Annotated in this window: 11 protein-coding genes; 3 read left to right on the plus strand and 8 right to left on the minus strand. The window is 57.7% G+C overall.

Annotation, left to right across the window (positions count from 1 at the left end):
• Positions 1-191: 191 nt before the first annotated feature.
• The 3 genes from C8D77_RS31270 to C8D77_RS31280 all read left to right on the plus strand — a co-directional run bounded on the left by C8D77_RS31270 (position 192) and on the right by C8D77_RS31280 (position 3,465).
• Entirely contained in the window at positions 192-1,181 is a 990-nt protein-coding gene (locus tag C8D77_RS31270; RefSeq protein ID WP_109671349.1) for a nodulation protein NodZ, read from the plus strand.
• 142 nt (positions 1,182-1,323) lie between these two features.
• Positions 1,324-2,424: a GDP-mannose 4,6-dehydratase gene (gene gmd, locus C8D77_RS31275; RefSeq protein WP_109671350.1), complete on the plus strand. Its 1,101-nt coding sequence runs from the start codon at positions 1,324-1,326 to the stop codon at positions 2,422-2,424.
• Positions 2,425-2,496: 72 nt separating this feature from the next.
• Complete coding sequence (locus tag C8D77_RS31280; protein WP_109671351.1) at positions 2,497-3,465, plus strand: GDP-L-fucose synthase family protein; 969 nt, start codon at positions 2,497-2,499, stop codon at positions 3,463-3,465.
• A gap of 1,040 nt (positions 3,466-4,505) precedes the next feature.
• Here C8D77_RS31280 and C8D77_RS31290 read toward each other — a convergent pair.
• From C8D77_RS31290 to C8D77_RS31325, 8 genes are all read right to left on the minus strand, one after another.
• Positions 4,506-5,414, minus strand: a complete 909-nt coding sequence (locus C8D77_RS31290; protein WP_109671353.1) for an SIR2 family NAD-dependent protein deacylase — start codon at positions 5,412-5,414, stop codon at positions 4,506-4,508.
• 41 nt (positions 5,415-5,455) lie between these two features.
• On the minus strand, positions 5,456-5,668 hold the full coding sequence (nifT, locus tag C8D77_RS31295; protein WP_097574884.1) for a putative nitrogen fixation protein NifT: 213 nt from the start codon (positions 5,666-5,668) through the stop codon (positions 5,456-5,458).
• Positions 5,665-5,991 (minus strand): nitrogen fixation protein NifZ, encoded by a 327-nt coding sequence (locus tag C8D77_RS31300; RefSeq protein ID WP_109671354.1) that lies wholly within the window; start codon positions 5,989-5,991, stop codon positions 5,665-5,667. The genes nifT and C8D77_RS31300 overlap by 4 nt, the downstream gene beginning before the upstream one ends.
• A 90-nt stretch (positions 5,992-6,081) precedes the next feature.
• A complete protein-coding gene (locus tag C8D77_RS31305; RefSeq protein WP_027056561.1) occupies positions 6,082-6,276 on the minus strand; it encodes a 4Fe-4S dicluster domain-containing protein in 195 nt (64 codons plus the stop codon).
• Positions 6,277-6,308: 32 nt separating this feature from the next.
• Complete coding sequence (gene nifB, locus C8D77_RS31310) at positions 6,309-7,790, minus strand: nitrogenase cofactor biosynthesis protein NifB (RefSeq protein ID WP_109671355.1); 1,482 nt, start codon at positions 7,788-7,790, stop codon at positions 6,309-6,311.
• A gap of 249 nt (positions 7,791-8,039) precedes the next feature.
• Complete coding sequence (gene nifA, locus C8D77_RS31315) at positions 8,040-9,800, minus strand: nif-specific transcriptional activator NifA (protein WP_109671356.1); 1,761 nt, start codon at positions 9,798-9,800, stop codon at positions 8,040-8,042.
• 158 nt (positions 9,801-9,958) lie between these two features.
• Positions 9,959-10,258: a ferredoxin family protein gene (locus tag C8D77_RS31320; protein ID WP_109671357.1), complete on the minus strand. Its 300-nt coding sequence runs from the start codon at positions 10,256-10,258 to the stop codon at positions 9,959-9,961.
• 12 nt (positions 10,259-10,270) lie between these two features.
• Positions 10,271-11,578 (minus strand): FAD-dependent oxidoreductase, encoded by a 1,308-nt coding sequence (locus tag C8D77_RS31325; protein ID WP_109671358.1) that lies wholly within the window; start codon positions 11,576-11,578, stop codon positions 10,271-10,273.
• Positions 11,579-11,587 lie beyond the last annotated feature (9 nt).

Consider the following 11,587-nt stretch of genomic DNA (forward strand, 5'->3'; position numbering starts at 1 on the left):
CGAAGAGCATTTTCTGGTCTGCGCGGAAGACCAGCCCAGGCGCGCGTCCATCGCGGCCAGGCACTTCCGCGACAGACGCAAGCTACATCGCATTGGCACAGCACGACAATCTTCCCCGAATTGCGCAGGCGCTTGCCTCAAACGCAGCAGCAAAGCTGAGGCTTGTGGTGTTCTGGAGAGAGGCAATTTAGATGCTTGTTGATCGCTCAAGGAACGATCGGTTCGTTGTTTCTCGACGGCGCACGGGTCTCGGTGATTGCCTGTGGTCTCTCGCGTCGGCTTGGGACTACGCACATCGGACGGGACGAGCTTTAGCAATAGATTGGCGCGGCTCTTGTTACCTTGACAACCCGTTTGCGAATGCCTTTCCAGCTTTCTTCAAGCCAATTGAGGATATCGGTGGTGTACGGGTCATTTGCGATGACCAGATCAACCACGTCTCATTCCCTGGTCCCTTCTTCCCGTCGTGGTGGAACAAGCCATCCATCGACTGCGTGTACCGTCCGGATGAACAGATTTTCCAAGAACGTGACGAGCTTAACGATCTTTTCCAGGCCCAAGATGATTGTGAAGCCAACACGATAGTGTGTGATGCTTGCTTGATGTGGCGCTGCGATGAAAAGGCCGAGCGAACCATATTTAGGAGCATCACACCGAGGGTCGAAATTGAGGATCGCATTGAAGCGCTCTACCAGGAACATTTTGACGGACACAGCATAATTGGAGTCCATGTCCGCCACGGCAACGGCGAAGATATTATGGATCACGCACCTTACTGGGCTGATCCGAAGGTTGCCTTAGAGCAGGTATGCACTGCCATTCGCATGGCCAAGGCGCAACCGCATTCAAGACCTGTAAGAGTGTTCTTGTGTACAGACAGCGCCAAGGTTGTTGATCACCTGTCGGGCGTATTTCCCGAACTTTTCACCGTCCCAAAACGCTTCCAGGCGGATCAGGCCGGCCCCTTGCACAGTGCAGCACTGGGCACCGACGGGGGTTTTTCCGCTCTCGTTGAGATGTATCTCCTCGGTCGATGCGACACTGTTATTCGCTTTCCTCCGACTAGCGCCTTCACCCGCTATGCCCGCCTCTTCGTGCCACGAATTGTCGAATTCGATTTGAATGACCCGCGTCGTTTGATCTTGATCGACAACTCTTTCGAACGTTCCCCGGCTCCATGAAAGGCTGGCATCCCGCTCGAACTCTCCCTTGCCTTCGCGCAGAGGCCCCCGTTCGCCCTGCTCAATGCGCCCCTTTCTCGCCACGCAATCCCGCCGCAGGCGAGCATTTTCATGGGCGCGTCAAAATCAAAAGGATTCAAGCTTGTCAAAGAGAAAAGTCGCTTTAATCACCGGAGTCACCGGGCAAGACGGTTCCTACCTCGCAGAATTGCTTTTAGAAAAGGGCTATTCTGTGCATGGGATAAAGAGACGATCGTCTCTTTTTAATACGGGCCGTATAGACCATCTCTATCATGACCCTCATGAAGGTGGCGTTGATCTGACACTTCACCACGGGGACTTGACAGACTCGTCCAGCCTTACGCGCGTCATCCAACTGGTTCAGCCAGACGAAATTTACAATTTGGCAGCTCAGAGCCACGTTGCAGTCTCCTTTGAAGAACCAGAATACACCGCAAACTCCGATGCCTTGGGTGCGCTGCGTATTCTCGAGGCAATTCGGATCCTGGGGCTCGTCAAGCATACGCGCTACTACCAAGCCTCGACGTCTGAGCTCTACGGGCTGGTGCGGGAAACGCCACAGACCGAGACGACACCGTTCTACCCCCGATCACCCTACGCTGTTGCCAAATTGTATGCTCACTGGATCACCGTAAACTATCGAGAATCTTACAATTTTTATGCATGTAACGGCATTTTATTTAATCATGAGTCACCTGCGCGCGGAGAAACATTTGTAACGCGCAAAATCACGCGCGCCTTGACTCGGATTAAGCTTGGAATGCAGCCCACTCTATTCTTGGGAAATCTTAATGCGCGTCGCGATTGGGGGCACGCTCGAGACTACGTCCAGATGCAGTGGTTGATGCTGCAGCAGGAGCAACCTGAAGACTTTGTGATCGCTAGCGGTGAGCAACATTCGGTGCGCGAATTCGTCACCGTCGCGGCCGCTGAACTCGGCATCGATGTTCGTTGGATGGGGGAAGGGGTCGACGAAGAGGGGTACGATGCAAAGACGGGAGCTCTGATCGTAAAAGTAGATCCCCGTTATTTTCGTCCTGCAGAAGTCGAGACACTTCTCGGCGATGCCCGCAAGGCGAAAGAAAAACTTGGGTGGGAGCCCAAAATCTCCTTCATCGAATTGGTTAGGGAGATGGTTCGGGAAGATTTGCGCATGGCAGAGCGTGACGCAGTGCTGATGAAGCAGGGTTATTATTCACACAGTCCACGAGAGTTATGCTGACAACCGCGGTGCCATGCTGGCTTATTGTCAGTGCTATGGTGGCCTTCTTAAGGAGCGCCCGGAGCGTTATCAATGGAAAACAAAAAGATGAAGAAAGTCTATGTAGCAGGCCATCGCGGCCTTGTCGGATCCGCCACAATGAGAGCCCTCGAGGCATTAGGATCCTATGAGATAATAACACGTACTCACGACGAACTGGATCTATTTGACCGGAGCGAGACGCGCAAGTTCTTCATGTCGCGGCGGCCTGATTACGTCGTTATGTGCGCCGCAAAGGTTGGTGGTATACTGGCGAACGCTAGCTCCCCTGTCGATTTCCTTCATAACAACTTAGCGATTCAACTCAGTGTTTTTGATGCCGCTTACGCGTCCGGCGTCGAACGGATGATTTTTCTTGGCTCCTCGTGTATCTATCCACGCGACTGTCCGCAGCCGATACGGGAGGAATACCTTCTAACCGGTCCGCTTGAAGCGACGAATCGTCCCTACGCTTTGGCAAAAATCGCAGGAGTCGAATCATGCTGGTCTTTCAACCGGCAGTACCAGACACGCTATCTCGCATTGATGCCGACCAACTTATATGGTCCCGGCGATAATTATCACCCCGAAAATTCCCACGTTCTGCCTGCCCTGATACGCCGTTTTCATCAAGCTAAAATAAACGGCGACACCTCGGTGGAGATTTGGGGATCCGGAAAGCCTCGACGAGAGTTTATGTATTCGTCGGATCTAGGCGATGCCATTGCGTTCCTGCTTGGCCTGCCAGATTCGGATTTTGACGCCTTGACAGCCCCCGACACTGCGCCCCTGATTAATGTTGGCGTTGGCGAGGACGTCACAATTCGCGAGGTGGCGGAACTCGTCAAGGCGGCGGTCTGCTGGGAGGGCAAATTGGTATTCGACACGACGAAGCCAGACGGTACTCCGCGCAAGTTACTGGACGTAACGCGCTTGCGTAACCTTGGCTGGAAAGCCAAAACGTCTCTTGGTGCCGGGTTGCAAGCGACGTATGAGGATTTTCTTCGCATTCATGGGGCTTGATATGGGCGCATCCTGGTTGGACTGCATGTCCGACCGGGTGCAAGCTTGTTCAGTCAGGCCAAACAGAAGAGAGGGACGCATACATACCGAGGCGGCCGCAATATTGGCCTGTGCTAACGTTGCAGACCCGACCTCTCTGCGACCGGCGACGCAGAGGATCACCCAGAAGCTTGCCCAAGCCAATGGGAAGGGGGAAGGCCGCATAACCGGCCGCACCTGGAACGGCTGTGCGTGAGCGCCGTCCTCAAGCCGCCAGTTGGAACTGCTCGACCTCGCGGGAGCCGCTGCCTACGAAGCCGGCATCGACACGAAAGCCAACCAGGCCCGCATCATGCCTCGGGGCAGGCCTTATCCAAGGCGGTGCATGCGGAAATGGCGGACGTCGACGTATGCTTTTCAACTAGCGCTTAGCCGTTGTCCCGCTGCGTGGTGTAGCTGGCGGCATTGGTCGCCGTGCTCTCCGGCATGGGCCGGGCTGATCGGATTGGTTCAGTCTGCGTTGTTAGCGCCGGACTCACTCGCCTCAAGGTCATGGCGCCACAAGCGCGGATTCGCGGCGCCCGTGGTGCGGGCGTTTACAACTCATGCAGCAGCGGGTCTCGTTGATGGCGAAGCGGGCTGCCCTGAACCAATCGCTCGCGTGTGCAGCGCGCCAAGCTGTCGCGCAACGCGATCATCCTGACGCTCTGGGATGGCAGTGGCAGGTGACCGCCTATGCGGTGAGCACGCTTGGCCTTAGCTCGATTGGCATCGACCCCAACCGGCCCTGATCATCATGCCGTGCCACTGCTTTACGGCCAAGTGAAGCCGATCAGCTGCGACCGGTCGCCGCGACAACCATGGCGCCAGACTATGGTCTGCTCGGCTGGTTCGAGCCCGTCGCCGCTGTGTTCATCCGCAGCATCGAATGCCATATCCGCTGCAGCCTCGAATGCAATAACCGTCGTAGCTTTTCAGAGCGCCTCTCGGAGTTGTTGAAAAACCCGGAAGTCAATTGCCCGTTTTACCTTTTCGGCAATGTGGAGGCGTCTGGGAATGGCTCAAACGATTCCCCGTTTGGAATGCAATGTCTCGCCCAGTCCGACGAGACGGGCCGCGGCTTGACCCGTCGGCATGTCAATGACCGTGATTGCCCTTTCTGCAAGGAAGCGACGCTCGTTCTTGGTCAGCTGTGCTGTATCGATTGCCGCAAAATGTGGGCCATGGGAGCGCTTCATGATCTGTCGGGCATAGGTGCGCAGCATCTGATCATTGAAGCGGCAGCCGAGGAAGAAAAGACCACGGCTGGCTCGCCGTTCCTTCACCAGGTCAGGGATCGGCGTCTGGATGTCGATTTCGCTCAGCACTTCAACGTAGTCGGAATCTGCGACGAGGAAGTTTGCGGCCGGCCTGGCACCGCCGTGAGGGGCGTAGAGAACCGTCTTCGCCGCTGGTGCGGATTCGAGTAACGTCCCGGACAAATCGTAGGCTTTTGTCCAAATGTCACCGATCTCGTGCGCCCGTGTTACGCCCTGTATTTCGACGACGTCCGTTCGGCGGGTCTGTATTAGGGCCGCGCGCATGGCACCGTCGTACCAGCTGTCGACGATCACGGAGAGCGGCAGAGTTGCAAGCCAGGCATGTAAGATGGTCGGCACCACCGGGGCCGCGAATATTTCGGCCATCCAAACTTGAAGCGTCCGGCGGTGCCGGCGCTGTTCGATATACTGCGCTACCGACCACATGTTGGTGCGAATCTTCGAAGGGGCTGGCGCGCGCTTGTTGAGCGCTGCGGCAACGGCTTCGGGGGTATGCGGTACGGGCGGTCCCGCGGAGCGGATCTCAAGCAGACCCGGGCCGAGATAGGGAATGACCTGATCGGCCGCGAGCCCTTTCTTCAAAAGGTCAAGCTGCCTTTCGGCAAAACTGTCCCGAATGACGACGAGATGACCCGAGGTCATTGTGTTCATGCTCGTATCCCTTTGCCGCTCTCTTTGTGTAAACCCGAAGGTCAGTCCTCGTCGGAAATCTTCCTTGCTTCGACGGTAATCGGCAAAGGCGTATCCCGCGGAAGGTCGGGCAGGACTAACCGCCAGCCGTTCTTCAGCGTCACGGCCCCACCCCATAAGTGTTCGTTGTCGACCTTGATGATCGGCTCTTCGAGATCCTTTTTGGGAATATAGGCCGACAAGCCAGCACCGGTCCTGCGGATCATTACCCTCATCGGGCCGTTCCTTCGTCAAACCCAGCACCGATTTCGGCACTGGAACGAATCCCAGCCGTCTCAAGGCTCATGAGTTCACGCGCACGCATGCCGACGACGGTGCCGCGATCGACCCATTCGACCGCATAGATGTAGAACTGCTGGAGAAAGGTGCCGATGTCGCGCACATAGCCCTCGTCGCCTTTGCGCACCAGATTTTCACCGATCTCCTTGCCCGGATAGGTGCCGTCATTTTTTATGTGGCGTGTGGCGCGGACCCGCTCACCCGGCATGAATCGCGGCGGTGTACGGATTTCGATGTCCTGTTCGCGTCCGAGGCTCATGGCCTTTCCTTTCTCTCGGCTGCAGCTTTCCAACAGGAGGTCAATGGTCCTGCGGAGGCGCCTCGACCGTGTCGGTAGCCGAAATGGAGGTCAGGCGGGGACGCAAGTCTTCGACACCGGACATACCGAGGCGCATTGCTGCGTTTCGAAGGTCCCCTCGCATTCGGTGCACTTTATCGGATCGATCACGTAGGTCTCGCCCTTGAACTTGATCGCGCCCGAAGGGCATTCAAACTCACAGGCACCGCACTGGGTGCATTGGGAAGCGATGATCTTAAAGGCCATTTTCAACTCCGGTTCGGTTAGAATGAGGCGGCTCAGGCCGTCGCAGCCAGTGGCTCACTCCCAAACTCGGCGGCGTAAAGCGCGCCGATCGCGGTCTCGATGTAGTCATACCCGTAAGCATCCGTTGCTCGGATCCCACCTTCCTTGAGACGATCCTCGGGGCAATTTCCAATTCTCGCGCACAGCACGATGTCTACGCCTTCGAGCGTAGAGATGACGCCGTCGAGGCTCTTGTCCTCGGCCCGGCCGCCGAGGCAATACTGCTCGACCTTGCGATGACCGACGAAGCTGATCCCTTTCGGCGAGGCCTCATAAACCTGGAATTCCTTCGCATGGCCGAAATGTTCGTTGATGCGGCCGCCACCCTTGGTCGCCACCGCGACCAGAAGCGATTTGCCGGAGCCCGCGGTCTTGACCATCCCGAGCGCCTCGCTCTTGGCCGCCATGCGGTCGCCACGCTCGCGCGCGACCACTGCCCGATATGTCTCGCGCTTGCTGGCGTCGTACGTGACCATGTCGGGAAGCCGGTCGAGCGTGAATTCCTGGCCACGATCCTCGCCGAGCAGGCCGACAGCATCGGCCCGGCACTGCCGGCAGTGGCGCATGAGCTTGGCGCCGCCTTCGAGACGATCCTGAAGGGCCTTCAGCTCCATTGCCTTGGGGCCGCGCTGCCCGCTCAGGCCGTAATGCGTACCGTGCCCCGGGTCGGAAATCAGCGGCATGACATTGTGCAGGAACGCGCCGCGCTCCTTGACCCATTTATTCACCTCGATCAGGTGCTCATCGTTTACGCCGGGGATCATCACCGAATTGATCTTGGTGAGGATGCCGCGCGCCGTCAGCATCTCCAGCCCCGACATCTGTCGTTCGTGCAGGATCGTGGCTGCCTCAACGCCGGTATAACGGCGGTTGTCGTAGAAGATCCACGGATAGATCTTGGCACCGATCCGCGGGTCGACCATGTTGATGGTGATCGTCACGTGATCGACATTCATTTCGGCAAGCTCGGCGACGCGGTCTGGCAGCGCGAGCCCGTTGGTTGAGATGCACAGCTTGATGTCGGCGATTTCCTTGGCGACCCGTTGGAATGTCGCCTTTGTGTTCTTCCAGTCGTAACAGGCATCGCCCGGTCCGGCGATGCCAAGCACGGAAAGCTGCGGCACTTCGTTGGCAACCCCGATCACCTTGCGCAGCGCCTGGTCGGGCGTCAGCCTTTCCGAGACGACCCCAGGCCGGCTTTCGTTGGCGCAGTCATATTTGCGATTGCAGTAGTTGCATTGAATATTGCAGGCCGGGGCGACCGCCACATGCATGCGCGCGAAATAGTGGTGTGCTTCCTCTGAAAAGCAGGGATGATCCTTGATCTTCTCCCAGACAGCCGAGTCCATCTCGTGCGGCTTTGCGGAGGAGCCGCAGGATGAAGATGCGCAGGCACCGGATTTCGCTCTCGCCGGCAACTGATCGAAGACTGTCGTGCCGGAAAGGCTCTGTAGCGAAATCATCGGTGCGGACATCGAACGGCTCCGTGCGTGGTGTGAACATCGCACTTCAGAGCGCAAGAGATATGCCAACTCGAAAAGCGGTCTTTATCCGTCATGCTGGCTTTACGTCGGCCTTTTGTGTCTAATTGTGTCCGTTTCCTGCGACACGGTTTTGTCAGGTCGCCGACAACGGTCAAAACCAACGCGAAAGGTACCGTCTTGTCTCAGTTACGCCCAGTGCGGGGAGCAACCGCGCTCCTAAATGTGGTGTCATCAATGGCGTTAGAACTTCTTCACTTCGATATGATGCCGGCGCAAAGCATAGCCGACCTGCCGCGGCGTGAGACCGAGGAAACGAGCCGCCTTGGCCTGAACCCAGCCGGCTTTCTCCATCGCATCGATCAGTCGGTCGCGTTCCGTCAGACGCTGGTTCATTGCTGGGCAAGCTGGATGGTTGGGGTCGCAGGTCTCGCCGGGCGATGCCTCATTCTGGGAGGGGCCGACTCGCATGGCAGGCAGCGGCGATCCAACCGGCATCATATTGCCACGTGCGAACTCGTCGACGGCATAGGCGCCGTGCGAACGGCCGACTCCTTTCCACAGAAGCGAAGACAGGCACTGGCTGTTCTGGCAGGCGAAATCCGACGCAGTTATTGTCATTGAACGCGCAAGTGTGGCCGTCCGTCGCACACAATTCTCCAACTCACGCACGTTGCCAGGGAAATAGCATTGCGAGATCAGGTCAAGCGCCGACGGCGTGAAGGCAAGATCGCGATGGTTCTCCTTGTTGAATCTATCGAGGAGAGCTTTGGCAAGGCGTGGAATATCGCCCGGCCGCTCTCTGAGGGGAGGCAGGACTATTGGCACCACATTGATGCGGTAATAAAGGTCGGCCCTGAACTCTCCATTCCGGACAGCCGTCTCGAGGTCCTTGTTGGTGGCGCATATGAGCCGCACGTCAACTTTTAGGGTCCTGGTGCCGCCCACTCGCTCCAGTTCTCCTTCCTGCAAGACGCGCAATAGCTTGGCTTGAAAGGCAGGCGAAATCTCGCCGATTTCATCAAGCAGCAGGGTTCCGCCATTCGCCAATTCGAACCGGCCGGCGCGCTGCAGGATAGCTCCGGTGAAGGCGCCCTTCTCGTGGCCAAAGAGCTCCGATTCCAAGACGCTTTCGGGCAGTGCGGCGCAGTTCAATTTGACGAAGGATTTCTCCCTCCGATGTGAAAGCCTATGGATGGCCTGTGCAAAGAACTCCTTGCCGGTACCGCTTTCGCCTCGCAGAAGCACGGTGGAATTGGTCCTGGCCACGACCGAGACGATCTCCAGCACTTGCTTGAGTGCGGGACTTTCTCCGATGATTCCGTCGACCTTGACATGCGGATGTCGGGCCGGATGGGTCCTGTCCTCGTCGAGCGACTGCTCTGGTCTCGATTGCTTCTCGATAAGTCGCTGACCAGCTGTGCTCAAAGTGCGATGCAGGCGAATGGTCCGGCCGACCAGATTGGCGACCATGGCCAGGAAACGTAAGTCCTCCTCGTAACGGAACTCGGTGGTACCGTTCCTGACCCGGTCGATCGACAGCGTCCCGAAGATCTTTTCCTCAGCCTTTAGCGGGACACCGATAAACGCAGTTGCGATCGTGCCGCTGGTCGATTGAGGATCAGCCTGAAACAGCTCCGACGTGCTTGTGTCTTGTATGACGATCGGCACTCCAGTAGCGACGATTTTGTCAATTACGGCCTGGGGTATGACACTGCCGATGGCTGACTGAGGTACAGCGCCGCCGGTAGTTGCGCTAATCTGCGGCTCTCCTTCAGCGTCCAGGACGACGATTGCGCCATGACGCATTTGCACAAACGAGGAGAGGATATTCGCGACATTGGCAAGCGTGATCTTCAGCCGGGTCGGGGCAGTCAGAATCTTCGATATCTCGTAGATTCCCCTGAGCAAGCTGTCCGCATTGCGCGCCGCTTCGACCGCAGGTTCAGGCGGGGTGTTCCGAGATACAATTTCACCGACCTGATCTGGAAGCATGTGAGCCATGCAAACACCTCAAGGGTTGTCCAAGGTGCTCCTCCCAAGCCCTTTTTTGTATTTCGAGTTCCAGAAACATAGTATTTTCAGCTTTTCGGGCAATTGTGAACAATATTGGCGGTCTTGTCCGCAATTGCGAGCCTCTCGTTTCTCGCTCTTTGCGGCAGTTATCCAAACTTGAAGAGAACGCCAAAGCCGCCGCGCGGGTAATTCCATACGATCTCACCGCTGGTCTCGCACAGCACGCGACAGGTGCCGCATTCCATGCAGCCGTCGGAAGTCGTCTCCACCTGTCCCTTGTCGTTCAACTCATAGCACTTGGCCGGGCAGATGTGTGTCAGCGCGAGCAGGTTCGCGCTCGGCCTCTCGTGCGGTCGCACTTTGATATGCGGGCGGCCCGGATCGACCAGATAGCGGTTCTGATAAAGCTTCTCCTCGACACGTAACTTCGTCACGGCCATCGTCATCCTGTTTCTCCTTCAGCGCCACGCGAGTGCCAGGCGGACCACATCGCTGATCAGCCCCCAGCGCGAACGCGCCTTGATGAAGGCAGCAGTGGTCGCCTTTTCCTTCTCGATTTTCGGGGTGCCGTCGACCCGCATGAAGTTCTGCGCGGCCTGCGACATCAACTGCGGGTAAGTCATGAAGAAATTGCGGGAATTGGTGTGTATCAGGGCCGGCATGTCCTTATATTTCATCAGGTCTTTGACTACGAAGGACTTGTCCAGCATGGTCTTGTAGAGGGCGAGGTTCCTCCTGATCATCGGCTGATTGCGGCCCTTGATCTCAATGATTGCCTCGCCCGCGATGCGGCCGGAAGTCATGGCGAGGTTCGAACCCTCGCGGTGGATAGCGTTGTTCAGTTGGGCGGCATCACCGACCGCCACCCAACCGTCGCCGAACAGCTGCGGAATTGCCTTGTAGCCACCTTCGGGAATGAGATGCGCGGAATACTCCTTGACTTCCGAGCCCGCGATCAGCGGCCGGATCGAAGCATGGTTTTTGAAGTTGTCGAGGAGGACGTAAGGGCTCTCCATTGTCTGGGCGAAATCGGAGACGAGGCAGCCGATGCCGAGAGAGATCGACTCCTTGTTGGTGTAGAGGAAGGCCAGTCCGGCCATGCTGCGGGAAATCGTGCCCGCCGCTTCGATCACGCAGCCTTCGTCGCCCTGGAGGCCGAACCGCTGCTCAATGACCTCATCGGGTAGGAAATGCATTTCCTTGACAGCGAGCGCCACGCTTTCTGGCTTCGGCATCTTGCGCAGGCCGGCCCGTGTACCGAGCAGTCCGTTGACACCTTCTGCGAGCACGACGACGTCCGCGTAGATCGGCCCGCCAGCCCGGTCGGTGCGCACGCCGATCACCTTGCCGCTGGCATTGCGGACAAGTTCGGTCACCGTCGTCTCGCACAGCACCGTCGCGCCGGCCTGGCGCACCTTGCGCGAAAACCACTTGTCGAATTGGGCGCGGATGATCGTGTAGCGATTGGGCTTCGCCTCGTTGAAATCGTCCGATCGATACTGCATCCCGGTGTGGGAGGTGTCGTCCATCACCCAGAATCGCTGCTCGACCAGATGCCGCTCGAGAGGCGCATCATCCCGGAAATCCGGAATGATTTGCTCCAACATGTCGGCGTACATGATGGCGCCCTGGACATTCTTGGAGCCCGGATACTCGCCGCGCTCCAACTGCAGCACCGTCAGGCCCTGGCTTGCCATGGTGTAGGCGGCCGCGTTTCCGGACATACCGGCCCCGACGACGATGGCGTCGAATTCTTCCTCGATCATGGCCCTCTC

This window comes from Mesorhizobium loti (genome assembly GCF_003148495.1).
In the GTDB taxonomy this organism is placed as follows: Bacteria; Pseudomonadota; Alphaproteobacteria; order Rhizobiales; family Rhizobiaceae; genus Mesorhizobium; species Mesorhizobium loti.

Coding starts and splice junctions, on each gene's coding strand:
- C8D77_RS31270 (WP_109671349.1), top strand. CDS start 192: ATGCTTGTTGATCGCTCAAGGAACGATCGGTTCGTTGTTTCTCGACGG.
- C8D77_RS31280 (WP_109671351.1), top strand. CDS start 2,497: ATGGAAAACAAAAAGATGAAGAAAGTCTATGTAGCAGGCCATCGCGGC.
- C8D77_RS31290 (WP_109671353.1), bottom strand. CDS start 5,414: ATGAACACAATGACCTCGGGTCATCTCGTCGTCATTCGGGACAGTTTT.
- nifT (WP_097574884.1), bottom strand. CDS start 5,668: ATGAGGGTAATGATCCGCAGGACCGGTGCTGGCTTGTCGGCCTATATT.
- C8D77_RS31300 (WP_109671354.1), bottom strand. CDS start 5,991: ATGAGCCTCGGACGCGAACAGGACATCGAAATCCGTACACCGCCGCGA.
- C8D77_RS31305 (WP_027056561.1), bottom strand. CDS start 6,276: ATGGCCTTTAAGATCATCGCTTCCCAATGCACCCAGTGCGGTGCCTGT.
- nifB (WP_109671355.1), bottom strand. CDS start 7,790: ATGTCCGCACCGATGATTTCGCTACAGAGCCTTTCCGGCACGACAGTC.
- nifA (WP_109671356.1), bottom strand. CDS start 9,800: ATGGCTCACATGCTTCCAGATCAGGTCGGTGAAATTGTATCTCGGAAC.
- C8D77_RS31320 (WP_109671357.1), bottom strand. CDS start 10,258: ATGACGATGGCCGTGACGAAGTTACGTGTCGAGGAGAAGCTTTATCAG.
- C8D77_RS31325 (WP_109671358.1), bottom strand. CDS start 11,578: ATGATCGAGGAAGAATTCGACGCCATCGTCGTCGGGGCCGGTATGTCC.